The 24,901-nt window shown below is 62.8% G+C and carries 22 protein-coding genes, 5 tRNA genes and 1 pseudogene; 16 read left to right on the top strand and 12 right to left on the bottom strand.

The annotated features are described in order from the left end of the window. Nucleotides 1-22: 22 nt before the first annotated feature. Both ACK2SD_RS17670 and ACK2SD_RS17665 read left to right on the top strand, forming a co-directional pair. Nucleotides 23-304 carry a SelT/SelW/SelH family protein gene (locus ACK2SD_RS17670; RefSeq protein WP_029612945.1) on the top strand — a complete coding sequence of 94 codons (282 nt, stop codon included), beginning with the start codon at nt 23-25 and terminating at the stop codon, nt 302-304. Nucleotides 305-402: 98 nt separating this feature from the next. Beyond that, the gene (locus ACK2SD_RS17665) at nt 403-1,215 is read left to right on the top strand and encodes a UDP-2,3-diacylglucosamine diphosphatase (protein ID WP_295483401.1); all 813 of its coding nucleotides are present in this window, start codon (nt 403-405) and stop codon (nt 1,213-1,215) included. Between the two features lie 9 nt (nt 1,216-1,224). Here the strand turns inward: ACK2SD_RS17665 and ACK2SD_RS17660 are convergent, their stop codons facing one another. Beyond that, on the bottom strand, nt 1,225-1,536 hold the full coding sequence (locus tag ACK2SD_RS17660; RefSeq protein ID WP_116887807.1) for a DUF962 domain-containing protein: 312 nt from the start codon (nt 1,534-1,536) through the stop codon (nt 1,225-1,227). A gap of 153 nt (nt 1,537-1,689) precedes the next feature. On the opposite strand from ACK2SD_RS17660, the gene ACK2SD_RS17655 reads away from it, so the two are divergent. Continuing rightward, the gene (locus ACK2SD_RS17655) at nt 1,690-2,742 is read left to right on the top strand and encodes an AraC family transcriptional regulator (protein WP_412460457.1); all 1,053 of its coding nucleotides are present in this window, start codon (nt 1,690-1,692) and stop codon (nt 2,740-2,742) included. Here ACK2SD_RS17655 and ACK2SD_RS17650 read toward each other — a convergent pair. Then, entirely contained in the window at nt 2,699-4,153 is a 1,455-nt protein-coding gene (locus tag ACK2SD_RS17650) for a TrkH family potassium uptake protein (protein ID WP_039576254.1), read from the bottom strand. The two genes, ACK2SD_RS17655 and ACK2SD_RS17650, sit on opposite strands and share 44 nt — an antisense overlap. Nucleotides 4,154-4,315: 162 nt before the next feature. On the opposite strand from ACK2SD_RS17650, the gene ACK2SD_RS17645 reads away from it, so the two are divergent. Then, on the top strand, nt 4,316-4,873 hold the full coding sequence (locus tag ACK2SD_RS17645; RefSeq protein WP_412460456.1) for a nitroreductase family protein: 558 nt from the start codon (nt 4,316-4,318) through the stop codon (nt 4,871-4,873). 23 nt (nt 4,874-4,896) lie between these two features. On the opposite strand, the gene ACK2SD_RS17640 is transcribed toward ACK2SD_RS17645, so the two are convergent. The 3 genes from ACK2SD_RS17640 to ACK2SD_RS17630 form a co-directional block, all read right to left on the bottom strand. Further along, a complete protein-coding gene (locus tag ACK2SD_RS17640; protein ID WP_116887809.1) occupies nt 4,897-6,225 on the bottom strand; it encodes a sensor histidine kinase in 1,329 nt (442 codons plus the stop codon). 68 nt (nt 6,226-6,293) lie between these two features. After that, on the bottom strand, nt 6,294-6,710 hold the full coding sequence (locus ACK2SD_RS17635) for a Spy/CpxP family protein refolding chaperone (RefSeq protein ID WP_039576259.1): 417 nt from the start codon (nt 6,708-6,710) through the stop codon (nt 6,294-6,296). Between the two features lie 154 nt (nt 6,711-6,864). Continuing rightward, the gene (locus ACK2SD_RS17630) at nt 6,865-8,211 is read right to left on the bottom strand and encodes a class II 3-deoxy-7-phosphoheptulonate synthase (protein WP_039576261.1); all 1,347 of its coding nucleotides are present in this window, start codon (nt 8,209-8,211) and stop codon (nt 6,865-6,867) included. A gap of 115 nt (nt 8,212-8,326) precedes the next feature. Between ACK2SD_RS17630 and ACK2SD_RS17625 the strand changes: the two genes are divergently transcribed. After that, entirely contained in the window at nt 8,327-9,082 is a 756-nt protein-coding gene (locus tag ACK2SD_RS17625; protein ID WP_412462335.1) for a spermidine synthase, read from the top strand. A 281-nt stretch (nt 9,083-9,363) separates the two neighbouring features. Further along, nucleotides 9,364-11,077, top strand: a pseudogene (locus ACK2SD_RS17620) (DEAD/DEAH box helicase). A 74-nt stretch (nt 11,078-11,151) separates the two neighbouring features. Here the strand turns inward: ACK2SD_RS17620 and ACK2SD_RS17615 are convergent. Continuing rightward, nucleotides 11,152-11,919 carry a DODA-type extradiol aromatic ring-opening family dioxygenase gene (locus tag ACK2SD_RS17615; RefSeq protein ID WP_412460455.1) on the bottom strand — a complete coding sequence of 256 codons (768 nt, stop codon included), beginning with the start codon at nt 11,917-11,919 and terminating at the stop codon, nt 11,152-11,154. Nucleotides 11,920-12,021: 102 nt separating this feature from the next. Between ACK2SD_RS17615 and ACK2SD_RS17610 the strand changes: the two genes are divergently transcribed. After that, nucleotides 12,022-12,666 carry a thiopurine S-methyltransferase gene (locus tag ACK2SD_RS17610; protein ID WP_412460454.1) on the top strand — a complete coding sequence of 215 codons (645 nt, stop codon included), beginning with the start codon at nt 12,022-12,024 and terminating at the stop codon, nt 12,664-12,666. A 72-nt stretch (nt 12,667-12,738) separates the two neighbouring features. Here ACK2SD_RS17610 and htpX read toward each other — a convergent pair whose 3' ends face one another. Together htpX and ACK2SD_RS17600 are read right to left on the bottom strand one after the other, a co-directional pair. Continuing rightward, complete coding sequence (htpX, locus tag ACK2SD_RS17605; RefSeq protein ID WP_029612955.1) at nt 12,739-13,626, bottom strand: protease HtpX; 888 nt, start codon at nt 13,624-13,626, stop codon at nt 12,739-12,741. 231 nt (nt 13,627-13,857) lie between these two features. After that, nucleotides 13,858-15,069: a pyridoxal phosphate-dependent aminotransferase gene (locus tag ACK2SD_RS17600; protein ID WP_029612957.1), complete on the bottom strand. Its 1,212-nt coding sequence runs from the start codon at nt 15,067-15,069 to the stop codon at nt 13,858-13,860. A 168-nt stretch (nt 15,070-15,237) separates the two neighbouring features. Here ACK2SD_RS17600 and msrB point away from each other — a divergent pair, with 168 nt between their 5' ends. Together msrB and ACK2SD_RS17590 are read left to right on the top strand one after the other, a co-directional pair. Further along, the gene (gene msrB / locus ACK2SD_RS17595; protein WP_029612960.1) at nt 15,238-15,633 is read left to right on the top strand and encodes a peptide-methionine (R)-S-oxide reductase MsrB; all 396 of its coding nucleotides are present in this window, start codon (nt 15,238-15,240) and stop codon (nt 15,631-15,633) included. A gap of 13 nt (nt 15,634-15,646) precedes the next feature. Beyond that, nucleotides 15,647-16,135, top strand: a complete 489-nt coding sequence (locus tag ACK2SD_RS17590; RefSeq protein ID WP_412460453.1) for a glutathione peroxidase — start codon at nt 15,647-15,649, stop codon at nt 16,133-16,135. Here the strand turns inward: ACK2SD_RS17590 and ACK2SD_RS17585 are convergent. Next, nucleotides 16,125-18,479 (bottom strand): response regulator, encoded by a 2,355-nt coding sequence (locus ACK2SD_RS17585; RefSeq protein WP_412460452.1) that lies wholly within the window; start codon nt 18,477-18,479, stop codon nt 16,125-16,127. The genes ACK2SD_RS17590 and ACK2SD_RS17585 overlap by 11 nt on opposite strands. Before the next feature lie 102 nt (nt 18,480-18,581). On the opposite strand from ACK2SD_RS17585, the gene ACK2SD_RS17580 reads away from it, so the two are divergent. Then, nucleotides 18,582-19,472: an ATP-binding protein gene (locus ACK2SD_RS17580; RefSeq protein ID WP_412460451.1), complete on the top strand. Its 891-nt coding sequence runs from the start codon at nt 18,582-18,584 to the stop codon at nt 19,470-19,472. Continuing rightward, nucleotides 19,469-19,951 (top strand): GAF domain-containing protein, encoded by a 483-nt coding sequence (locus ACK2SD_RS17575; protein ID WP_039576275.1) that lies wholly within the window; start codon nt 19,469-19,471, stop codon nt 19,949-19,951. Before ACK2SD_RS17580 ends, ACK2SD_RS17575 begins: the two co-directional genes overlap by 4 nt. A gap of 47 nt (nt 19,952-19,998) precedes the next feature. On the opposite strand, the gene ACK2SD_RS17570 is transcribed toward ACK2SD_RS17575, so the two are convergent. Next, nucleotides 19,999-20,766: a hypothetical protein gene (locus ACK2SD_RS17570; protein WP_412460450.1), complete on the bottom strand. Its 768-nt coding sequence runs from the start codon at nt 20,764-20,766 to the stop codon at nt 19,999-20,001. Nucleotides 20,767-21,112: 346 nt separating this feature from the next. Here ACK2SD_RS17570 and ACK2SD_RS17565 point away from each other — a divergent pair. The 5 genes from ACK2SD_RS17565 to ACK2SD_RS17545 all read left to right on the top strand — a co-directional run bounded on the left by ACK2SD_RS17565 (nt 21,113) and on the right by ACK2SD_RS17545 (nt 21,670). After that, a tRNA-Glu gene (locus tag ACK2SD_RS17565) sits at nt 21,113-21,188 on the top strand. A gap of 2 nt (nt 21,189-21,190) precedes the next feature. Further along, nucleotides 21,191-21,266: transfer RNA gene (locus tag ACK2SD_RS17560), tRNA-Gly, on the top strand. 92 nt (nt 21,267-21,358) lie between these two features. Then, nucleotides 21,359-21,434 (top strand) — tRNA-Glu (locus ACK2SD_RS17555). A gap of 3 nt (nt 21,435-21,437) precedes the next feature. Then, nucleotides 21,438-21,513: transfer RNA gene (locus ACK2SD_RS17550), tRNA-Gly, on the top strand. Between the two features lie 81 nt (nt 21,514-21,594). Next, nucleotides 21,595-21,670: transfer RNA gene (locus ACK2SD_RS17545), tRNA-Gly, on the top strand. 236 nt (nt 21,671-21,906) lie between these two features. Here ACK2SD_RS17545 and ACK2SD_RS17540 read toward each other — a convergent pair. After that, nucleotides 21,907-22,317: a PA2817 family protein gene (locus tag ACK2SD_RS17540; RefSeq protein ID WP_304484470.1), complete on the bottom strand. Its 411-nt coding sequence runs from the start codon at nt 22,315-22,317 to the stop codon at nt 21,907-21,909. Between the two features lie 125 nt (nt 22,318-22,442). Then, entirely contained in the window at nt 22,443-24,890 is a 2,448-nt protein-coding gene (locus ACK2SD_RS17535; RefSeq protein WP_412460449.1) for an acyl-CoA dehydrogenase, read from the bottom strand. Between the last annotated feature and the right edge of the window lie 11 nt (nt 24,891-24,901).

The raw sequence follows: 24,901 nt of genomic DNA, 5'->3' as shown, positions 1-24,901 counted from the left end.
TTTCAGCAGGAGACGTTTGACCATGGCCGATGCCAAGCCCGAAATCGTCATCGAGTATTGCACCCAGTGTCAGTGGCTGCTGCGCGCCGCCTGGTTGGCGCAGGAATTGCTCAGCACCTTCGCTGACGACCTGGGCCGGGTCACGCTGCAGCCGGGCAGCGGCGGTGTGTTCCGCATCACCTGCAACGAGCGACAGCTCTGGGAACGCAAGGCCGACGGCGGCTTCCCCGAAGCCAAGGTGCTCAAGCAGCGGGTGCGCGATTGCATCGACCCGCAGCGCGACCTGGGCCACAACGACCGCTGAGGGTGTGTCGGTGGGCAGCGCGTGACTCGTCACACGACTGCCACCAACCTGTCATCCGTACCTGCCAGTCTCCTGCAAACAACGCCGGAGGCCGCCCGATGACACACGCCGAACTGCTCCGCCCGTCACGCAAGCAACGCGTGCGAACCCTGTGGATCTCCGATGTGCACCTGGGTACTCGTGACTGCCAGGCCGAGCACCTGTCGCAGTTCCTCAAGGGGTATCAGGCCGATCGCATCTATCTGGTCGGCGACATCATCGACGGCTGGAAGCTGCGCAGCGGCGTCTACTGGCCGCAGGCTCACACCAATGTGATCCGCCGCTTGCTGACCATGAGCAAACGCGGTACCGAGGTGATCTACGTCACCGGCAACCACGACGAATTCCTGCGCCGTTACTCACGGCTGATCCTGGGCAACATCCAACTGGTGGACGAGGCCGAACACCTCACGGCTGACGGCCGTCGCCTGCTGGTGGTGCATGGCGATCAATTCGACGTGATCACCCGCTACCACCGCTGGCTGGCCTTTCTCGGCGACCGCGCCTATGAATTCACCCTGGTGCTCAACCGCTGGCTCAACCACTGGCGCGCCCGTTACGGCTATGGCTACTGGTCGCTGTCGGCGTACCTCAAGCACAAGGTCAAGGGCGCGGTGAACTTCATCAGCGATTTCGAGGATGCGATTGCCCACGAATGCACACGGCGCGGCTTTCAAGGCGTGGTCTGTGGGCATATACATCACGCCGAGATTCGTCAGGTGGGCGATGTGCAATACCTCAACTGCGGCGACTGGGTCGAGTCGTGCACCGCGCTCATCGAGCACTGGGACGGTCATATCGAGTTGTATCGGTTGGCCGAGGCGCAAGCCCAGGAGAGCGAGCGCTTGTCGGCGCTGCGCGAGCTGGTCTGAGACCCGTGCTCAGAGGCTGATCTTGCCGCGCAGGATGTCGCGGAACATGGCGAAATCGCCGATCAGGCTATAGAGGGGATAGGTGAAAGTGGCCGGCCGATTCTTCTCGAAAAAGAAGTGCCCGGCCCAGGCGAAGCCATAGCCGGCCACCGGCATGGCCAGCAGCAATAGCCACTGACCGCTGCCGATGGCATACGCCAACAGCGCGATGACCAGGCTGGTGCCGACGAAGTGCAGGCGTCGGCAAGTGGGGTTGGCATGCTCGCCGAGGTAGTAGGGATAGAACTCGGCGAAACTGCGAAACTGCGTCGTGCTGTTCATGGCGGGGTTCTCGCCGCTGCGTTTTTGTTCGGGGTATACGGCGTGGAGCCTGTTTCGAGTCTAGAGTCACTGGGAGCGCCCACCAGTGACAATTGGCGCCATTTGAGTATCCTTTCGATTCACCGCAGGAGCGGTCAGCACAAGAAGCCTGTCATGAGCGAAAGAACCACGTCGGCCAGCTGGGCCTCAGGGATCGTCAAAGCGCTCGAGCTCGAAGGACTCGATTGCCGGGCCATGTTCAAGCAGTTGGGGCTGGACTTCGCGGCGCTGGACGACCCGGATGCACGCTTTCCCCAGGATGACATGACCCGTCTGTGGTTGCTGGCGGTCGAGCTGTCCGGGAACCAGGCCATCGGCCTGAACATGGCGCGGGTGGTGCGCCCGGCGTCGTTCCATGTGGTGGGGTATGCGCTGATGTCCAGTCGTACCCTGGCAGAAGGCTTCGAGCGCCTGGTGCGCTATCAGCGCATCATCGCCGAGAGCTCTGACCTGAGCTTCACCCTCGGCCCTGAAGGCTACTCGCTGATCCTCACCGTGCATGGCGATCACCTGCCGCCGACCCGCCACAGCGCCGAGGCGTCGCTGGCCTGTGCGCTGTCGTTGTGCGCCTGGCTCAGCGGCCGCCCGGTGCAGCCGCGGCGGGTGCTGATCCAAGGCGCGCAGCCCAGGGACATCGAACCCTACCGACAGGCCTTCCGTGCGCCTTTGGAGTTCGGCGCGCGGCACGATGCGCTGGTCTTGGAACGCGCGGACATGGAGGCGCCGTTGCCCACCGCCAACGAGGCGATGGCCATACTGCACGACCGCTTCGCGGGCGAGTACCTGGCACGCTTTTCCGAAAGCCGAGTGACCCATCGGGTGCGCCAGACCCTGTGCCGCATCCTGCCGCAGGGCGAACCCAAGCGCGATACCGTGGCCCAGGCCCTGCACCTTTCGCAGCGCACCCTGCAGCGCCGGTTGCAGGAGGAGGGCACCAGCTTCCAGACCCTGCTCGACGACACCCGTCGGGAGTTGGCCGAGCAGTACCTGGCGCAGCCTGGCATGACCTTGCTGGAAACCGCCTACCTGCTGGGTTTCGCCGATCCGAGCAATTTCTACCGGGCCTTCCGTCGCTGGTTCGACGCCACGCCCAGCGAGTACCGGGCGCGCCTGGAGGCGTCGCTCAATGGCGCCAGAACGCCGGCATGCACAACACCAGCACGGTGATGATCTCCAGGCGACCGAGCAGCATGCCGCCGGCCAGGATCCACTTTGCCGCATCCGGCAGGCTGGCGAAGTTGCCGGCCGGGCCGATCACCTCGCCCAATCCCGGGCCCACGCCGGAGACGGTGCTGGCGGCACCGGTCAGCGCGGTCATCCAGTCCACGCCCAGCAGTGACAGCAGCAAGGCGATGACGCAGATGGTCACGGCGAAGAAGAACGAGAAGGTCAGGATCGAGCGCACGATTTCTTCGTCGAGGCGGTGACCGTTGTACTTCTGCTTGATCACCGCGCGCGGGTGGATCAGTTGGTTGAGGCTGGCCTTGAGCAGGATGTAGGCCACCTGGAAGCGGAAGATCTTGATACCGCCGGCGGTCGAGCCGGAGCAGCCGCCGATGAAGCCCAGATAGAAGAACAGCATCAGCGAGAAGTTGCCCCACAGGCTGTAGTCGCCCAGGGCGAAGCCGGTGGTGGTGACCACCGAGGTGACGTTCAGCGCCACGTGGCGGAAGGCGTCCAGCCAGTGCAGGTCGGTGGTGGCCCAGTACCAGGTGCCGAGCACTATCCAGGTGGCCACCAGCAGACCGAGCAGGCCCTGCACCTGTTGGTCGCGCCACAGCGCGCGGTGGTTGCCGCGCAGGGTCGCCACGTACAGCGTGAACGGCACGCTGCCGAGGATCATCACCACCACCGCCACCCAGTGCACGGCCGGCATGTCCCATTTCGCCAGGGACAGATCGGAGGTGGAGAAACCGCCGGTCGAGATCGCCGACATGGCATGGTTGATGGCATCGAACAGGCTCATGCCGGCCCACCAGAACGCCAGGCTGCCGAGCACGGTGATGCCCACGTACACCGCGACGATGTATTTGGCCACCATGTGCGAACGCGGCATGACCTTTTCCGAACGGTCCGACGATTCGGTCTGGAACAGGCGCATGCCGCCGATGCGCAGCAGCGGCAGGATCGCGACCGCCATACCGATGAAGCCGATGCCGCCGAGCCAGTGCAGCATCGAGCGCCAGATGAGAATGCCCGGCGACACGCTGTCCAGGCCACTGAGCACTGTCGAGCCGGTGGCGGTGATGCCTGACATGCTTTCGAAGAAGGCGTCGGTGTAGCTGATGTGCTGGGTCAGCAGCAGGGGCAGGGCGGCGAACACGCAGACCACGACCCAACTGCTGACGGTCAGCAGGTACATGTCGCGCGGGCGCAGGTGCACGTGTTCCGGACGCCCCTGCAGCACCATGGCCAGGCCGGCGATGAAGGTGATCAGGCTCGACCACAGGAACGAGGGCAGATCGGCCGTGCGTTCGAAGATCATCAGCGTGGCCATGGGCACGACCATGCTCACGGCCAGGGTGATCAGGAAGATGCCGATGATGAACGCGATGATCCTTAAGGTCGGCAACGCCATGTGATCTGACTCGAAACGGGAAAGGGCGACATTTTAAGCGGCGAGCCTCAAGCTGCAAGCGGCAAGTGAAGCGAGCCGGCGTTGGCTGACAGCTTGCAGCTTGAAGCTTGCGGCTGGGCACCTGAGAATGGCGGCACTTTCAATTTGCCAGGAGGGTAGCCCGTGGAGGCTCTCGACGCTTTGCTCAACCGTGTTTCCGTGCCACGCCTGACCGATCCCGCGCCCAATGCGGCCCAGCGTGAAGGGTTGTTTCAGGCGGCGCTGCGTGCACCGGATCACGGACAACTGCGACCGTGGCGATTCCTGACCATCGAAGGGGCGGCGCGCGAAGCGTTGGGCGAGCTGTTCGCCGAGGCGATTCAGGCCCAAGGCGATGCCAGCCAGGCTGCGCTGGACAAGGCCCGGGCCATGCCGCTGCGTGCGCCGTTGCTGGTGGTGGTGATCGCACGTGTGCAGGCGCATCCCAAGGTGCCGGCGTCCGAACAGCGCCTGGCGGCCGGTTGCGCGGCCCACGGCATCCTGATCGCCGCCCATGCCCAAGGCATCGGTGCGGTGTGGCGCACCGGCGACATGGCCTTCGACAGCCATGTGCACAAGGGGCTGGGGCTGGCCGACAATGAAGAGCTGATCGGCTATCTGTACCTGGGCACCCCGACTAGCGAGCCGCGCACACCGCCGGTACTGGACACCGCCGACTTCGTCACCGCCTGGGGCGAGTGACCAAGGCCTGATGGCGTGCGCCCTTAAACGGGCGCCTGAGTGACCGGCAGCGCCAGCCGGGCCTCGAACCCGCCTTGTGGGTGGTTCTCCAGCACCAGCGTTCCGCCATGACGCTCGGCGGCGCGGCGGGCGATTGCCAAGCCCAGCCCATGCCCCGCCGCCTGCTGCCCCGGCGCGCGGAAGAACGGCTCGCCCAGGTGCAGCAAGTGTTCCGGCGCGACCCCAGGGCCATGGTCGCGCACGCTCAGCAGCACCTGCTCGTGCTCGCGGCGGGCATGGATTTCGATGGGCTGGCCCGCCGGGTTGAACCGCAGGGCATTGCGTACCAGGTTGTCCAGCGCCCGTTCGAGCAAGGTCGGCCAGCCCTGCAAGGTCAAGCCGGGTTCTGCTTCCAGGCGCACCTCCTGCTCCGCTTCGCTGAGTTGAGCATCCCGGCGCACACTGCCCAGCAGTGCGTTGACGTCCACCGGCTCCGGGTGCGCCTGCTCGGCATCGACCCGGGCCAGCACCAGAATCTCGCTGATCAGGTCTTCCAGGCGATCGCACTCGCGGGTCAGTCGTGGCCAGAGCGCCTGGCGCTGCTCGGGCTCGGCCCGCTCGGCCAGGGCCAGGGCGATGCGCAGGCGTGCCAGCGGCGAGCGCAGCTCATGGGACACGTCGCGCAGCAATTGGCGCTGGCTGGAAATCAGGCTTTGCAGGCGCGCGCCCATCTTGTTGAAGTCGTTGGCCAGTACGCCGAACTCGTCGCGCCTGACCGACAACTGCGCCAGGCTGTTCTGCTGATAAGTGGTTTGCCCCAGGTCGTGCACCGCGCCGCGCAGACGGCTCAGCGGACGGGTGATGGACAGGGTGACCAGCAAACTGAACAACGTCAGCACCACCAGGGCGATGCCCAGGGCGCTCAGCGGCCAGATCAGGCTCTCGCGGTGCCAAGCCATCAGTTCCGGATGAGGAATGCGGTAGATCAGCAGGTAGGTCTGGCCGGTGGTGGGGCTGGTGTACTCCTCGGTGAGGCGACGCCAGGGCAGGCGCTCGTCATTGTGCTGACGGCGCTCGAAGTCTTCGGCGCGCCGCGGGAAGGTACCGGGCACCACGGCGTCGCCACTGTCGTCGAGCACTTGGACGTCGATCTTGTAGCGCTGTTTACGCCGTTCCAGGAAACGTTGCGAGGCTTGCAGGCCTTCCTGCTCGTAGTGCTGGACCCAGCGGCTGGCGAGGGTGTTGAGGCCCGGGTGACGACTGAGGATCCAGGCATCCTGATTGAGCATGTGGCCAAGCAGGATCGACAGGCCGGCGACCAGGGCGATGGCCAGCCAGAAGCTGGCCAGGATGCGCCAGAACAGTGAGCGCAAGACGAGTACCTCCCAGGCATGAAAAGGCCCGGCCCGCTGGAGTGCGGGCCGGGCGTCGAACGTGCAGCTTACTGGGCCTTGGCGGCTTTTTCAGCTTTCCAGGCCTGGAACTGCTCCCACTCGGCCTTGTCGGCCGCGCGTTTGCTTTGCAGTTCGTCGAATTGCTTCTGCTGGTCGGGCTTGAGCAGGGCGCGGATCTGGGTCTGGGTCTTGTCGTGACCGGCCTTGATCTCGTCCTTCATGGCCTTCTGTTCAGGGGCCGGCAGCTTGTCCAGGTAGCGCTCGGTGATCTCGCGGCGCTGTTTCATCTGTTCGCCCATCAGCCGGCCGATCTGCTGGCGCTGCTCCGGGGTCAGGTCGAGCTGGGCGAAAGCCGCAGGGCCACGGTGATGAGGGCCTTCGCCGTGCGGGCCGGGTTCAGGCATGGCCATGGCGACGGTCGGCAGGGCGGCAGCGAACATCAGTGCGGTCAGGGTCTTGCGCATGGGTGTTTCTCCTTTTTCAGGCCGGTGGTTACCGGATGAGCCCAGTCTAGGGTGCGCAAGGTCAAGCGCGGTCAGGTCAGGGTAAAGGCTCGGTAAAGACCGCCCTCGACGTCGATCGCGGCTGGCGCCCGGATCGAACCGGTTTGGGCTGTGTTCAGCGACGCACCTGCTTGAGGGTTTCGGCGATCAGGAACGCCAGCTCCAGCGACTGGTCGGCATTGAGCCGCGGGTCGCAGTGGGTGTGGTAGCGGTCCGACAAGCCGTCTTCGGTGATCGGGCGCGCGCCGCCGATGCACTCGGTGACGTTCTGCCCCGTCATCTCGATATGGATGCCGCCGGCGTGGCTGCCTTCGGCCTGGTGCACCTGGAAGAACTGCCGCACCTCGTCGAGGATCTGCGCGAAGTCGCGCGTTTTGTAGCCGCTGCTGGCCTTGATGGTATTACCGTGCATCGGGTCGGAGCTCCACAGCACCTGGCGCCCCTCGCGCTCGACATGACGAATGAGCGGTGGCAGGTGGTCGCCGACTTTGTTCGCGCCCATGCGCACGATCAGGTTCAAACGACCGGGGTCGTTGTCCGGGTTGAGCACGTCGATCAGGCGGATCAGTTCTTCAGGGTTCATGCTGGGGCCGACTTTGACCCCGATCGGGTTGTGCACCCCGCGCAGGAACTCGACGTGAGCGCCGTCGAGTTGGCGGGTGCGGTCGCCGATCCACAGCATGTGCGCCGAGCAGTCGTAGGCGTCGCCGGTCAGGCTGTCACGGCGCACGAACGCTTCTTCGTAATTGAGCAGCAGCGCCTCATGGGCGGTGAAGAAGCTGGTTTCGCGCAGTTGCGGCGCGCTGTCCAAGCCGCAGGCGCGCATGAAGGCCAGGGTCTCGTCGATGCGGTCGGCGAGTTGATGATACTTCTCGGCCAGCGCCGAGTTGGCGATGAAGTCCAGGTTCCACTTGTGCACTTGGTGCAGGTCGGCGAAGCCGCCCTGGGCGAAGGCGCGCAGCAGGTTGAGGCTGGCTGTGGACTGATGGTAGGCCTGCAGCAGGCGCTCGGGGTCGGGAATGCGACTGGCCGAGTCGAAGCCGATGCCATTGACGATGTCGCCGCGATAGGCGGGCAGGGTGACCTGGCCCAGGGTTTCGTCGTTGGCCGAGCGCGGTTTGGCGAACTGCCCGGCCATGCGCCCGACCTTCACCACCGGACAGCCGGCGGCGAAGGTCATGACGATCGCCATCTGCAGCAGCACCTTGAAGGTGTCGCGGATCTTCGCGGCGGAGAATTCGGCGAAGCTCTCGGCGCAGTCGCCGCCTTGCAGCAGAAACGCGCGGCCCTGGGTGACCTCGGCGAACTGGCGACGCAGTTCGCGGGCTTCGCCGGCGAACACCAGCGGCGGATAGCTGGCCAGGGTCTGCTCAACCTTGTGCAGGTGTGCGGCATCGGGGTAGATCGGCTGCTGCTGGATCGGCAGGGCGCGCCAGCTGTCGGGGGTCCAGGGTCGGTTCATCATCGGCTCGGTCAGGTCGGTTCGGGCATGCTGGCCATGGTAACAGTTGCCCGCCGGCTTGTTGCACTGCAGGCATTGGCGGACAATGCCGGTTTTGCGCGGGCAGGTGGCGGCGATGGCGATGGATCGGGAAGAGCGGCGGCTGGCCCGGGTTGAGGATGCCTACGGGGTCATCAGCGTTTACGAGGTCGAAGACTACCGTTTCCTCGAGTTCGGTGACGCCATCGAGCAAAGCTGCACCTTCACCGCCGATCCGAGTTGGCTGGAGTACGACTACACCCGGGCGATGCTGGTCGGCGCGCTGTGCCACCCACACCCGGAAAGCGCGCTGTTTCTCGGGCTGGGCGCCGGCACCCTGACCCAGGCCTGTCTGAAATTCCTGCCGCTGGAAGACGTCGAAGCCATCGAACTGCGCGCGGATGTGCCGCGTCTGGCCATGGAGTACCTGGGCCTGGACGACGATCCGCGCCTGTACGTGCGCATCGGCGATGCACTCGAACTGCTGCCTACGGCGGAAAAGGCCGACCTGATCTTCGTCGACCTGTATACCGACTACGGGCCGGGCGTTGGCCACCTGGCGTGGGGCTTTCTGGAAAAATGCCAGCAGCAGCTCAATCCGGGGGGCTGGCTGGTGATCAACCAATGGGCCGCCGATGACGGTCGGCCATTGGGGGCGGCGCTGTTGCGCGGCTTGTATCACCGCCATTACTGGGAGCTGCCGGTCAAGGAAGGCAATGTGATCCTGCTTGTGCCTGCGGACCTCGAGCAGGGCCTGGATCAGGACGCAGTGCGTGACCGGGCGGCAGCGCTGGCGACGCGTCTGGGCTATTCGCTGGAGTATCTGATCAAGGCGATCAGGCCCGCCAGTTGAGCGAAACGGAAACGTTTCAGTCTGCGACGCCCGTGTCGTACCCGCTGCGGGTTCCCGTAGAAATTTTTCTCACGGTGCTACGCGAATTCGTATATAGTACGCGCCGGTCTTTTAGCGGACCTCAAAATCAGGCGGTGCAAATCCTCCGAGTCCAGCTTCGGCTGCACGTCCGCTAGGCGGACCTTCCCACGTAATTCTTTTTCAATCGTTTTCGCAAATCCCCGCCGCCAAAGCTGCCTGGGTGACCTTCGGGTCTTTCAAGGCATGTGCAGCTTTGGAGCATGGGTCTTTGCGGATGCACATAGAGGCAGACCCATGACCCAGGAAACCGGCGGATTCGCCGCTCTCGATCTTCATCCGAACATCGTTGCTGCCGTATTGGCCACAGGCTATGAAGAGCCATCGGCCATCCAGCAACAGTCGATCCCGATCATCCTCGCCGGTCACGACATGATCGGCCAGGCGCAGACTGGCACCGGCAAGACCGCTGCCTTCGCCCTGCCGATCCTCAACAAGATCGACGTGAGCAAGCGCGAACCGCAAGCCCTGATCCTGGCGCCAACCCGTGAGTTGGCGCTGCAAGTAGCTACCGCTTTCGAAACCTACGCCAAGCAGATGCCGGGCGTGAATGTCGTGGCCGTGTACGGTGGTGCCCCGATGGGTCCACAGTTGCGCGCCATCCGCAATGGCGCCCAGATCGTGGTCGCCACCCCAGGCCGTCTCTGCGATCACCTGCGCCGTGACGAGAAAGTGCTTTCCACCGTTCAGTACCTGGTACTCGACGAAGCCGACGAGATGCTCAAGCTGGGCTTCATGGACGACCTCGAAGTGATCTTCGACGCGATCCCAGCGACCCGTCAGACCGTGCTGTTCTCCGCGACCCTGCCGTCGTCGATCCGCTCGATCGCCGAGCGTCATCTGCGCGAGCCCAAGCACGTCAAGATCCAGAGCAAGACCCAGACCGTCACCGCCATCGACCAGGCACACCTGATGGTCCATGCCGACCAGAAGATCCCGGCCGTACTGCGTCTGCTGGAAGTCGAGGAATTCGACGCGCTGATCGCCTTCGTGCGTACCAAGCAGGCCACCCTGGATCTGGCTGCTGCGCTGGAAGCCAAGGGTTACAAGGCTGCTGCGCTGAACGGCGACATCGCCCAGAACCAGCGCGAGCGCGTCATCGACTCGCTCAAGGACGGTCGTCTGGACATCGTCGTCGCGACCGACGTCGCTGCCCGTGGTCTGGACGTCCCGCGCATCACCCACGTGTTCAACGTGGACATGCCGTACGATCCTGAATCCTACGTGCACCGTATCGGTCGTACTGGCCGTGCCGGTCGTGAAGGTCGCGCCCTGCTGTTGGTGACCCCGCGTGAGCGTCGCATGCTGCAGGTGATCGAGCGCGTCACTGGGCAGAAGGTCGCCGAAGCCCGTCTGCCTGGCCCGCAAGCCGTGCTGGATGCGCGCATCAAGAAGCTGACCGCCAGCCTGGCACCGTTGGTGGCCGAGGCCGAAGCGACCCACGGCGAACTGTTCGATCGCCTGACTGCCGACTTGGGCTGCTCGGCCCGTGCGCTGTCCGCCGCCCTGCTGCGCAAGGCGACCAACGGTCAGTCGCTGGACTTGGCCGCCGTCGAGCGCGAGCAGCCGCTGGTGCCGACCCACACGCCGCGCGAGCGTAGCGGCGAGCGCAGTGACCGTGGCGAGCGCGCTGAGCGCGGCGACCGCGAGCGTCGTGCACCGATGCCACTGGCTGAAGGCCGCGTGCGTTGCCGGACTGCCCTGGGCGCACGTGACGGCATCGCCGCCAAGAACCTGTTGGGTGCGATCCTCAACGAAGGCGGTCTGGCCCGCGACGCTATCGGCCGCATCCAGGTGCGCGACAGCTTCAGTCTGGTCGAGCTGCCTGAGGAGGGTCTGGAGCGTCTGCTGACCAAACTCAAGGACACCCGCGTAGCCGGCAAGCAGCTCAAACTGCGTCGCTATCGCGAGGACTGAGTCCCGCGGTCATGAAAAATCCCCAGCTCAGGCTGGGGATTTTTTTTGTCCGTGCGATCAAGCGCAAGGCGGTCTCAGTCGAACCGATAGATGTCCATGCCCAGCGCACCCAGCGTGAATCCCTGATGCACGATGCCAAAACGCTGGCCTGCGCCCATGGCGAAGAACAGCGGCAACAAGTGCTCGTCGCTGGGGTGGTTGCGCACCGCAAAGGGGGCCTGCTGGCGATAGTCCTGCAGAGCCGCGGTGTCGCCGTCGACCAGTCGCTGGACGATCCAGTCGCGGAAACTGCGCGCCCAGGGTTCGATGACCTCCGGGCCAGCCTGCCAATCCAGTTCGCCCAGGTTGTGGGTAATACTGCCCGACCCCACCAGCAGAACGCCCTGGTCGCGCAAGCCGGCCAACGCCTGGCCAATCTGCACATGCAGCGTGGGAGGGCGATGGCTGGGCAGCGATAGCTGGAGCAGCGGAATGTCGGCTTCTGGGTACATCAAGGACAGCGGTACCCAGGCGCCATGGTCGAACGGCCGGTGGGCGTCGAGGTGCGCAATCAAGCCGGCCTGACCGAGCTGTTCGACGATCTGCCTGGCCAGGCCCGGCGCGCCGGGCGCCGGGTACTGCACCGCGTACAGCGCCGCTGGAAAACCGCGAAAGTCGTGCCAGGTCTCGGGACGAGCGGCGCTGGTAAGCATCAGTTCACGGCTTTCCCAGTGCGCCGATACCACCACGATCGCTTTCGGCCGCGGCAGGCCGGCAGCCAATCCGGCAAGCGCCGGACCGCTGGCGCCCGGCTCAAGGGCAAGCATGGGGGAGCCGTGGGAAATGAACAGGCTGGGCAACATGGCGGTGTCCTGGGGCGTTAAGATGCTGCCATCTTCGATCAGGTAAAGATCGATATCCAATATAAGATTTGCGGTAAATCAATCGAAAAAACTGGAGAAATCATGGAGCCGGCGTTTTGGCACAAGCGGTGGGCGGATAACCAGATCGGTTTTCATCAGCCTCAGGTGAATACCTATCTGCAGGGCCATTGGCCGACGTTGGCGCCAGGCAGTCGGGTATTCGTACCTTTGTGCGGCAAAAGTCTGGATATGGTCTGGTTGGCGGGGCAGGGCTATCGGGTGCTCGGCGTGGAGCTGTCGCGGCGTGCAGTCGAAGACTTCTTCGCCGAGCAGGGGCTGGCCGCCGAAGTCGAGCGACAGGGAGCGTTCGAAGTATGGCGCAGCGCGGATTTCGAGTTGTGGTGTGGGGACTTCTTCGCACTGCGTGCGTCGGACCTGGCAGACTGCGCGGCGGTGTACGACCGAGCCGCGCTGATCGCGTTCCCCCTGAGCATGCGTGAGCGCTACCTGGACCACCTGTCCCGCTGTTTGCCAGATCGCTGCGAAGGCCTGTTGGTGACGCTGGAGTACGATCAATCGCTCATAGAGGGGCCGCCGTTTTCAGTGCCACAAGCGCAGGTGAGGCAAGGGCTCGGCGGATGGCAGGTGACGGAGTTGCAGGCGCCTCAGGTCATCGCCAGCAGCCCCAAATTTCAGGCGGCGGGTGTCACTAGCCTGCTGGAGAGGGTCTACGCTGTGCGGCGCTGAGCGTGCACTTCATTGAAAAATGAAGCATGAAAAGGGCGACCGAAGTCGCCCTTTTTTGCACTGCCGATTGACTCAGCCGCGGCGACGCAGCGCGTCGATACGGTCTTCCAGCGGCGGGTGGCTCATCAGCAGGCCCGCCAGGCCTTGCTTCAGGCCGCCGTTGATGCCGAAGGCCTTTAGCGTATCGGGCATATGCACCGGCATGCCCTGCTCCGAGCGCAGGCGTTGCAGTGCCGCGATCATCGCCCCGGTGCCTGCCAGTTGCGCACCGGCTTCGTCCGCGCGGTATTCGCGACGGCGCGAGAACCACATGACGATGATGCTGGCCAGGATGCCCAGGATCAGTTCGGCGACGATGGTGGCAACATAGTAGGCAATGCCTTGGCCTTCCTCGTTCTTGAACACCACTTTGTCGACGAAGTTGCCGATGATTCGCGCAAAGAACATCACGAAGGTGTTCACCACGCCTTGCACCAGCGCCAGGGTGACCATGTCGCCATTGGCCACGTGACCAATCTCGTGGGCCAGCACGGCACGCACCTCGTCACGCGAAAAACGCTCGAGCAGACCTTGGGATACCGCGACCAAGGCATCGTTGCGGTTCCAGCCAGTGGCGAAGGCGTTGGCCTCATAGGCGGGGAACACGCCCACCTCGGGCATCTTGATGCCCGCCTCGCGGGACAGCTCCTCGACCGTTTGCAGCAGCCACTGTTCGTGATGGGTGCGCGGCTGGGTAATGATCTGCGTACCTGTGGTCATCTTTGCCATCCACTTGGAGATGAACAGCGAGACCAGCGAGCCGGCGAAACCGAACACGGCGCAGAAGACCAGCAGACGGCTCAGGTCGAGGTCGACGCCGTTGGCGGCCATGAACCCGTTGAAGCCGAACAGGCTGAGGGTAATGCTTGCAACCAGCACCACCGCAAGGTTGGTGGCCACAAACAACAGAATGCGCATCATGGTTGTTACGTTCTCCTGACGGATGAAAATGTCGCTCTACTGCGGGGTATATAAGGGGGCGGCCTGGGCGATTCAACCGGCCGACTATTTCAAACTGTGTACCCGGCAGTATGCCAGAGGCGCAAGGGCGCGCCGGTGGATAGACCGTTGCAGGATGTAAGAATTCATCCGAGGGGGAGGGCGCCTATTCCTGCGGCACCTTGGATAAAGGTGCCGCAGGCGTCAGAAAGCTTACTGCGAATAGGTGCGCAGGAAGTTGCCGATACGGCCGATGGCCTGTTCGAGGTCATCTACCCGTGGCAGGGTGACGACGCGGAAGTGGTCCGGCCATGGCCAGTTGAACGCAGTGCCCTGCACGATCAGCAGTTTTTCTGACAGCAGCAGATCAAGTACGAACTTCTCGTCGTTATGGATCGGACAGACCTTGGGGTCGATTTTCGGGAAGGCATACAGCGCGCCCATGGGCTTGACGCAGCTCACGCCGGGAATATCGTTGAGCAGTTCGTAGGTACGGTTGCGCTGTTCGAGCAAGCGGCCCGGCGGCAGTACCAGGTCATTGATGCTCTGGTACCCGCCCAGGGCGGTCTGGATCGCGTGCTGGGCCGGCACGTTGGCGCACAGGCGCATGTTGGCCAGCATGTCGATGCCTTCGATGTAGCTGCGTGCGTTGTGCTTGGGTCCGGAAATGATCAGCCAACCGGAGCGGAAGCCGGCGACGCGGTACGACTTGGACAGGCCGTTGAAGGTCAGGCACAGCAGGTCGGGCGCGAGCGAAGCGGTACTGATGTGCACGGCCTCGTCATAGAGAATCTTGTCGTAGATTTCGTCGGAGAACACCACCAGGTTGTGCTGGCGAGCCAGTTCCAACATGCCCAGCAGCAATTCCTTCGAGTACACCGCACCCGTCGGGTTGTTGGGGTTGATGATTACCAGCGCCTTGGTATTGGGGGTGATCTTGGCCTTGATGTCGTCCAGGTCGGGGAACCAGTCGGCCTGCTCGTCGCACAGGTAATGCACTGGCTTGCCGCCGGCCAGGCTGACGGCTGCCGTCCACAGCGGGTAGTCAGGCGCGGGGATCAGCACTTCATCATGGTTGTTGAGCAACGCCTGCATCGACATCACGATCAGTTCCGAGACGCCGTTGCCCAGGTAGATATCCTCGATGCCGACACCGTCGATCTGCTTTTGCTGGCAATACTGCATGACCGCTTTACGGGCGCTGAACAGACCTTTGGAGTCGCTATAGCCCTGGGCCGTCGGCAGGTTGCGGATCACATCCTGGAGAATTTCGTCCGGCGCCTCGAAACCAAAAGGTGCCGGGTTGCCGATGTTCAGCTTGAGGATGCGTTGGCCTTCCTCTTCCAGGCGTTTGGCGTGCTTGAGCACCGGGCCGCGAATGTCGTAGCAGACATTGGCGAGCTTGTTCGATTTGCTGAACTGCATGATGTGATCCCGAATGGATAAGTCGCGGGGCGCGGGCGTCTAAAGATTTGAAAAGGACGCGGCGCGGGTGCCAGACTGACCGTCTGCACACAAGCCGACTAATATACGTGCCACCCGCGCCAGGGAAAAGACGGCGCAGGGTGAAATTCAGCCTGCCGAGGTCCAGCCATGCAAAAGATCGACAAAACCCTGGAAGAATGGCGCGAAATGCTCGATCCCGCGCAATACCAAGTGTGCCGCCTGAAAGGCACCGAGCGACCCTTCACCGGCAAGTACAACAGCGAAAAGCGCGCGGGCACCTACTCGTGCATTTGCTGCGGTCTGCCGCTGTTCGATTCGCAGACCAAGTTCGACTCCGGTTGCGGCTGGCCGAGTTTCTACGCCCCGATCGAAGACAGCGCGATGATCGAGATTCGCGACACCTCCCACGGCATGATTCGCACCGAGGTGACCTGCGCTCAGTGCGATGCGCACCTGGGCCATGTGTTCCCGGACGGTCCGCCGCCGACCGGGCTGCGTTACTGCATCAACTCGGTGTGCCTGGATTTCCAACCGCGTGATTGAACGGAGAGCCCCCATGACCGATGCGCTGCTGGACATTCCCTGCCTCACCCTCGGCGGTGAGCAGAAAACCTTGGGCGACTTTGCCGGTAAAGCGCTGCTGGTGGTCAACACCGCCAGTCAGTGCGGCTTTACCCCGCAGTACAAAGGGTTGGAGAAACTGTGGCAGGCCTACGCCGGTCGCGGCCTGGTGGTGCTGGGCTTTCCTTGCAACCAGTTCGGCAAGCAGGAGCCGGGGGATGCGCACGAGATCGCGCAGTTCTGCGAGTTGAATTTCGGTGTGAGCTTCCCGTTGTTTCGCAAGATCGAGGTCAACGGACCCGGTACCCATCCGCTGTTCGCCGAGCTCAAGCGCCGTGCCCCCGGCGTACTCGGCACCCAGAAGATCAAGTGGAACTTCACCAAGTTTCTGTTCGATCCCTCTACCGGCAAGATCACCCGCTACGCACCCACCACCAAGCCCCAGGCACTGGAGGCCGACATCGAGCGGCTGCTCAGCCGTTGAACGGTACCCAATGGTCGATGAGTGCCAGCAGTTCTTCGCGGCGGAACGGCTTGGCCAGATAGTCGTCCATGCCCGCTGCGCGACAGCGCTCGCGCTCGTCGGGCATGGCGTTAGCGGTCAGGGCCACGATCGGCAACTGACTCCAGCGACCGTCCTGACGAATGCGTCTACTGGCTTCGTAACCGTCCATCACTGGCATGTTGCAGTCCATCAGCACCAGGTCGAAGCGGTCGTGTTCGAGCATCTGCAGCGCTTCGGCGCCGTGGGCAGCCACTTGCACTTGGCAGCCGAGTTTTCCCAGCATGCCGATGGCCACCAGCTGGTTCACCGGATTGTCTTCGACCAGCAGGATGTGCGCCCGCCGCTCGGCCAATAGCGCTGTACCTGCCGGCAGTGGGTTACCGTTTTCCCCTTGTAGCGTTCGGCGCAGCAGTTGATAGAGCGTATTGCGTGCCAGCGGGCGTGCGAGTTGATGCAAGGGCGCCAGGCGCAGGGCCTGCTCGGCGGCCAGGAAATTGCCATACGCGGTGATCAGCAGGATCGGTGCGTGTGTTCGCTTGCGCAGGTCAGGTAGTTGCTCGGCATCGTCGCAGATCAACAGGTCCAGGGCAGCATTGTCGAGCTCCTCGGTGTGCTCGCAGCGCCCGTAGTCCAAGCCCCAGTTCGGTAGCAGGCGATCGAGCAGTTCGGCCAGACCGCTGGCGGCATTGGTCAGGGCCACGATCCGTCCATGCAGCGCAGGCGGGGGGACCGCCTCCAGGTGGGCGGGCAAGGGCAGGTCGGCACTGAAGCGGCTGCCGAATCCGGTCTGCGACTCAATGGTCAGGTGCCCGTGCATGGCCTTGCACAAGTTGCGGGTCAGGGTCAGACCCAGACCGGTGCCGCCGTATTGGCGGGTGATACCTGCACCGGCCTGGGTGAAGGGTTGGAAAATGCGCGCCTGGGCATCTTCGGGGATGCCGATGCCGGTGTCCGACACCTCCAGACGAATGCCGCCGACGATGCTCGAGAGGCGCACATCGACCCGTCCGAAGCGCGTGAACTTCAACGCATTGGCCAACAGATTGCTGACGATCTGCCGCACGCGGGTTGGGTCGCCCAGCACGCTCGCCGGAAAGTCCGAGGCGATCAGGCAGGTCAGCTCGACGTTGGCCGCGGCATTCTGCGACAGCAGGCTGGCGGTGTCCTCGAGCAAGGTGCCGAGGTCGAATGGAATGCGTTCCAACTCCAGTTGCCCGGCATCGAACTTGGACAGGTCGAGAATATCGTTGAGCAGTTCCACCAGCACCTTGCCCGAATCGTGGGCGATCGACAGTTGCTGGCGTTGCTCGCCGCTCAGGCCGCTGTCCATCGCCAGGGAAAGCATGCCGAGCATGCCGTTGAGCGGTGTGCGGATCTCGTGGCTCATGTTGGCCAGAAAGGCCGCGCGCGCCTGGGCCATGTCCAGGGCGCGGCGACGGGCATCCTCCAGTTCCTGATTGGACTGACTCAAGCGGCTGTTGCTGGCTTTGAGTTCGTCGGTACGGGCCGAGACGATGTCTTCCAGTTCGTTCAGGTATTGAGTCAGGCGATTTTCGGCGTTGCGCCGCTGCTGAATCTCGGTGGCCATGCTGATGAATTGTTGGTTGGCGACCTTGACCAGTACGCCGATCTCATCGTGCTCGTGGCCTTTGGGGTAGTCCAGGCGCGCCTGTCCGGGTTGGCGTGGATCGCGGCTGCTCAGCGCGCTGATGACCGTGACCAGCGGCTTGGTCAGCATGACGTAGAACAGCCCCAGCAGGATCACCGTCAGCACCAGGCTGCGGGCAAAACCATTGAGCAAGGTGATGCCGGCGCGCTCGAGGAAACGACTGCCGAAGGCGTAAGTGTCGACGTCCAGGTACAACGTGCCCAGGTAGTCCTTGGGCATGTGCGCCAGATACAGCGGGTCTTTGAATTGGCGCTGCTCGCCGAACAGAAAGTCGCTTAGCGGCCGGTAGCTGTTTTCCTGGCGCAGACGGCTGACATCGGCCAGCACGGTATCGTTGTTGTCGATCAGCCGAGCACGCACGATGGCGGGCGACTGCAGCAGACCCCGAGTCAGTTCCTGAGCCAGTTCGGCGTCGATGTTGTAGGCGATGCGTGATGCCGGGTCGTGGCTTATTTGCAGCAGCGCCTGCACTTCGCGGTTGATGGACGCGTCTTCGCTGGCATAATCGATGCCGATCTGGATGAGACTGAGCAATGTCCCCAGGATGAAGCCGACCAGGACTGTCAACCGGGCTTGCTTGTATGACAGGCGATTGGTGAACTTGATATCCATGCTTCCCGAGCCGGCTCTACGCCCTTTGCGCTGCGCAAGCATAGCCGATCAGCCCCGGCTGCTGGCGGGTCTGTCTGTTCATTTCAGTTGATTCCCTGGTGTGCCGTCGTCGGGCATGCCTCACTGAAAATCGTAGGAGCCATCATGGACGCCCGCTTGACCGCATTTCTGGAGCGCGCCGAATCGGTGCTTGCGCGCCTTGAGCCGCTGCTTCCGGCCCAACGGCCGACTATAGACTGGAGCGAAACGCTGGCCGCGCGTTGGCAGCGTGATGGCCGCAGCGGCTATTTGATGCCGTTGCAGGTGAGCCTGGATATGCGCCTGAGCGATCTGATCGGCGTCGACCAGCAGCGCGAGCAATTGGGTCGCAACACGCACCAGTTCATTCAGGGCATGCCTGCCAACCACGCGCTACTGTGGGGTTCGCGTGGCACCGGTAAATCGTCGCTGGTGCGGGCGTTACTGGCCGAGCACGCCGGTCAGGGGCTGCGCCTGATCGAGATCGAACGCGATCATCTGGCCGACCTGCCGCGGGTGGTCGAACAGTTGCAGGGTTTAGACCAGCGTTTCATCCTGTTTTGTGACGACCTGTCGTTCGAGGCGGGCGAGGGTGATTACCGGGTGCTCAAGAGCGTACTGGACGGCTCCCTCGAACAGGCGCCTGACAACGTGCTGCTGTATGCCACGTCTAACCGTCGACACCTGGTGCCGGAGAAACAGAGCGATAACGAGAATTGGAAAATGGTCGATGGAGAACTTCATCCCAACGAAGCGGTGGAGGATAAGATTGCACTGTCCGACCGCTTCGGCCTGTGGTTGTCGTTCTATCCGTTCACCCAGGAACACTTCCTCGATGTGGTCGAGCACTGGATCGGTCAGCTTGCCACGACCGCCGGACTGACTTGGCAGCGTACCGAAGCGCTCGACATCCTCGCCACGCGCTGGGCGACCGGCCGTGGCAACCGTAATGGCCGTTGTGCCTACCAGTTCGCCCGCTATTGGGTCGGACTGCAATTGCTGGAGCAGAATCAATGATCGACCTCAATGCCAGTGGCAAAGGCCTGGATGGCTACGAACTTCTGGCGGCGCAAGTCCAGGCGCTGTTCGCCGACGAGCGTGATTTCATCGCCAATGCCGCGCAGTTCTCGGCGTTTATCTATCATCAAGTGGCGGACCTTAACTGGGCGGGCTTCTACCTCAATCGCGATGAGCAACTGGTGCTCGGCCCGTTCCAAGGGCAGGTGGCCTGCGTGCGCATTCCTTTCGGCAAGGGCGTGTGCGGCGCTGCGGCAGCGACCCGGCAGACCCAGCGGGTCGAGGACGTGCATGCATTCCCCGGCCACATCGCGTGCGATAGCGCATCCAATAGCGAGCTGGTGATACCGCTGGTGAAAGAGGGCAGGTTGATCGGCGTGCTGGATCTGGACAGCCCGACCTTGGCGCGCTTCAGCGAGGCAGACCAGCGCGGGCTTGAGCACTTGGCCTCGATCTTCCTCAGCTTGAGCGACTGCTGAAAGACAGAAGGGCCGCAGCGCGGCCCTTCTTCAGGTGAATTCGCGGATCAATCGTAGATCACGCGCTTTTTCCAGGTTTCGTCTTCATCGGTCTTGAGGCCTTCGGTCAAGGCGTTCTGTTCGTCCTCGGTCGGCTCCATCTGGTCGAGTACCTGGGCATTGGCCCGTGCCAGCAGCTTCTCCAGGTAGATCAACTGTTCTTCGTACTGCTTGGGCTCAGGTTGCTTGCGCAGATACTGTACGCCGCGCTCGAACGCCAGTCGGGCTTGCCCGGGTTGGCCCTGCTGCAAAGCCTGTTGTCCCAGGTTATTGAAGAACTCGATGTGCAGCAGCACGAGGATGTGGCGGATTTCCTTGACCCAGTACTTGCCTTCATTGGACTGCAGGAAGTTCTCCTGGGTCGCCCGGACGATCTGGTTGTGCAGCGATTCAAGCAGAAACCGCACGTCCTTGGCCTTGGCCTCGGTCTGGATCGGGCTAGGCGGATTGTTCACCGGCAGCTTGTCGCCCAAGGCGATCAAGGCTTCCAGTTCGCCGATTCGCGCCTTTATATCGCTATTTTGCTTGTCCAGCGCCAACTGCCGCTGATTGATGTTCAACTCCAGGCGCGTGAGCAGCAGCTTGAGCGCCGGGGTCATCAACTGGCCGGGAAAGGTCTCGGTGATCTCACCGCACCGGCGCAAACGATCGGTGAGCTCGATTTTCAAGCGCGTGCGTTCGAGCTTGGCGTTTTCCACGACATTGTTGAGGTAGCCGATCACGATCAGCAACGCGATACCCGCCACGATGAGCAGGGTGATCAGAAGTGGTGTCACCGTTAACGCCTCATGAAGAAGTTTTGCATCATTGAGTGTAGTGAGTCCGCGGGGGCGCGAACAGTGCAGCCTGGCGGGCAGCGCATTCAAGCGCCCATAGCGTTGTCGGCACGGGCGCGTAAAACTACAGTGCTGGCACTTTGCAGCGAGCTTGCCGGGCCGCCGCCAGAAAAGCAACGTCAATCCCCGGGCACCTGTGCGGGCACACTAGGGAATTACGGAAGTCATTGATTTAAATAAATTTCCACAAAGGGGTTGACGGCTTCCGAGTGCATCCCTAGAATGCGCGCCACTTGCAGCGTAAAGCTCTTCGCCAAGCGCCGCAGGCAGTGAAAAGATCTAGTGTGTCCCCTTCGTCTAGTGGCCTAGGACACCGCCCTTTCACGGCGGTAACAGGGGTTCGAGTCCCCTAGGGGACGCCATTGCGGGAATAGCTCAGTTGGTAGAGCACGACCTTGCCAAGGTCGGGGTCGCGAGTTCGAGTCTCGTTTCCCGCTCCAGTTTCACGACGCTGCCGTCTGGCAGGGTTGGAAAAGAAATCCAGGGTCAGCCGCGAGGCTTTACACCTGGTGCGCTGAAAAGCGTTGGGTATGTCCCCTTCGTCTAGTGGCCTAGGACACCGCCCTTTCACGGCGGTAACAGGGGTTCGAGTCCCCTAGGGGACGCCATTTGCGGGAATAGCTCAGTTGGTAGAGCACGACCTTGCCAAGGTCGGGGTCGCGAGTTCGAGTCTCGTTTCCCGCTCCAGTTAATTCTGTGGCGTTCATGACGGTACAGCGGTGTTGAAGGGCTCAGGTCACTTCAAGCCTCAAGTGGTTGGTTTACATTGCGGGAATAGCTCAGTTGGTAGAGCACGACCTTGCCAAGGTCGGGGTCGCGAGTTCGAGTCTCGTTTCCCGCTCCATATCTTGATCTTCAACGTTTTCAAATGTTGTTGAATCACAAAAAAGACGCTTCGGCGTCTTTTTTCGTTCCTGCGTTTTCCCGAGCCAGGTGTTCTCGACTGGCCCTTATCGTTGGTCACCCCATCAACGAGCCTTCAACACGCCTTGGACCAAGCCAACGGTCATGCTTTGATTCAAGAAAAGCGCCACGTCATTGCAGTGGCGCTTAGCAACTCAAGCAGCGGGTGACTCAGTCCTAGTGGCGCTCGCCCTGATCCGGGGCGCTTAACAGTTGTTTCTCCAAATGCCAGTCAAACGGCTCGCCCTGCTGTTCGGCCTCATAACGCCGCTCTTCCAGGGTCTGATAAAGATCCAGTTCGTCATCCGGCATGTAGTGAAGGCAGTCGCCACCGAAGAACCAGAGCAGATCACGCGGCACCAGGTGTGCGATCTGCGGGTAGCGGGTGATGACTTGGCAGATGATGTCCTGGCCCAGGTACTGGCTTTCCAGTGGATCCTGCGGCAGTAGGCTCAACAGTTCGTCGAAGCGTTCCAGGAACAGCAGATGGCTTTCTTCCGGTACCTGCTCGGCTTCGCCCAGGGCCACCAGGATGGTGCGCAGATGTCGAAGCAGTTGCAGGTGATACTCCAGGTGGGAATTGGCCATGGGGCTGTCCTCGGGTATTGAAACGGGGGGCGGAGTATACGCAGGTTTTATTCGCGGGGGCAGGGTGGCGATTGGCGTCGATCACCGACCGGCAGGGCGGTCGGCAATCGAGTCAGAGATTCACTTCAGCGAATCTTGCCTTCTGTGGGTAAGAGCTGCTCTTTGTCGAACGCATCCACATCGATCACGACACGGCGTGCAGCCTCCGCCGCTCGCAGCCGCTCGGCCTCGGCGGTCTGCAGCACACCTGATTGCACTGCCGCATCGATCAAGGACTGGCCGGGCGCAGGGTGCAACTTGCCTTCCTTGAGCGCTTGGTGAACAGCCTTTTGCAGCGGCTCGGTGTCGTCCAGTAGATCGCAAGCCTGTTGCAGCGCTGCTACCGGATCGCCATCCGCCTGAGGACGGAAGCACCCTGCGAGCAGTTCTTCCAGAGCGGGGTCACCTTTGTGTCGACCGATCAGCGCAGCCACTTCAGCGTCCAGTTCATCGCTGGGGCCGGTATGCCGCCGACCGAAGGGGAACACCAGTACCCGCAGGGCGCCGCCGACGAAGCGATTGGGGAAGTTGTCGAGCAATCGATCCAGGGCCGTTTCTGCCTGTCCCAGGCTCTCTTCCAGCGCCCAGCGCAGCAAAGGCTGCATGTAGTCGGGCGCGCCGAGATCATGGTAGCGCTTGAGTGCGGCGGACGAGAGGTACAGGTAACTCAGCACGTCGCCCAGTCGTGCACTGAGGCGCTCGCGACGCTTCAAGGCGCCGCCCAGGAGCATCATCGACAGGTCTGCCAGCAGCGCGAAGGCTGCTGCCTGCCGGTTCAGTGCACGGAAGTAGCCCTGGCTGAGTGCATCGCCCGGCACCTTGTCGAAGTGTCCAAGACCTAACCCCAATACAAAAGTACTCGCCGCATTGCGGGTGGCGAACATGATGTGCTTCATCAGCAGATCATCGAATTCTTTCAGTGCCTGATCGCGGTCCTCACGGCCTGCCAGGGCCATCTCCTTGAGGACGAACGGATGGCAACGGATCGCCCCTTGGCCGAAGATCATCAGGTTGCGCGAGAGGATGTTCGCCCCCTCGACCGTGATGAAAATCGGCGCGCCTTGCCAATTGCGGCCCAGGTAGTTGTTGGGGCCCATGATGATGCCTTTGCCGCCATGCACGTCCATGGCGTGCTGGATGCACGCTCGACCGCGCTCGGTGAGGTGATACTTGAGAATCGCCGACAGGACAGAAGGTTTTTCACCGAGGTCTACCGCCTTGGCGGTGAGCAGGCGCGCACTGTCCATCAGCCAGGCATTGCCACCAATCTGCGCGAGCGATTCCTGGATACCCTCGAATGCGGCCAGAGGCACATTGAACTGCTCGCGAATGCGCGCGTATTGTCCGGTCACCAGGCTGGTGTACTTTGCGGCGCCGGTGCCGACGGCGGGCAGCGAGATGGAGCGACCCACGGACAGGCAGTTCATCAGCATCATCCAGCCCTTGCCGAGCATGTCCTGGCCACCGATGAGGAAGTCCAGTGGCACGAATACGTCCGTTCCGCTGTTTGGACCGTTCATGAAAGCTGCGCCCAGGGGCAGGTGGCGCTGGCCGATCTGTACACCGGGGGTGTCAGTGGGGATTAGCGCCAGGCTGATGCCCAGCGACTCTTCCTCGCCGAGCAGATGGTCGGGGTCGTAAGCTTTGAACGCCAGGCCCAAGAGCGTGGCGACTGGGCCGAGGGTGATGTAGCGTTTCTCCCAATTCAAGCGCAAACCGATGACTTCTTCGCCGTTCCATTGGCCCTTGCAGACGATACCGGTGTCGGGCATCGCGCCGGCATCTGACCCGGCCAGTGGTCCCGTGAGGGCGAAACAAGGGATCTCATCGCCCCGCGCCAGGCGCGGCAGATAATGGTTGCGTTGCTCATCGGTGCCGTAATGCAGGAGCAATTCGGCGGGGCCGAGCGAGTTGGGTACCATCACCGTTGAGGCCAGGTCGCCGCTGCGGGTAGCCAGTTTCATCGCCACCTGCGAGTGAGCGTAGGCCGAAAAGCCTTTGCCGCCGTATTCCTTGGGAATGATCAGGGCGAAGAAGCCGTGCGTTTTGATGTGTTCCCAGGCAGCCGGTGGAAGATCCAGGTCCTGGCCGATCTGCCAGTCGCTGACCAGTGCACAAAGTTCCTCGGTCGGCCCGTCAATGAAGGCCTGTTCCTCGGCGGTGAGTTGGGGAGCAGGGTAGTCGAGGAGGGTATTCCAGTCGGGCTGGCCGCTGAACAGCTGGCCGTCCCACCAGACGGTGCCGGCGTCGATCGCTTCGCGTTCAGTCTGCGACATGGGCGGCAACGTGCGCTGGAACCAGTTGAACACCGGGGCGGTGAACAACCGGCGCCGCCACTCGGGCAGCACCAGCAAGGCAACCTTGGCTGCCAGCACCAGCCAGATCAGCGTCAACAACCACCCAGGGGCATCGGCGAAGACGCCCATCAGCAGCACATAGACCGCGATGGCACCGATGATGTGCAGCGGCGCCAAACGCCGATGGGTGAGATACGCGGCGCCGATCACCAGCACCACCAACCACAACAGCAACATAGACCTTCCTC

The sequence above is a fragment of the Pseudomonas sp. SC11 genome (assembly GCF_047039205.1).
GTDB lineage: Bacteria > Pseudomonadota > Gammaproteobacteria > Pseudomonadales > Pseudomonadaceae > Aquipseudomonas > Aquipseudomonas boreofloridensis.
Note: the sequence above shows the minus strand (reverse complement) of the source record. Positions and strands in the feature narration are given on the sequence as shown.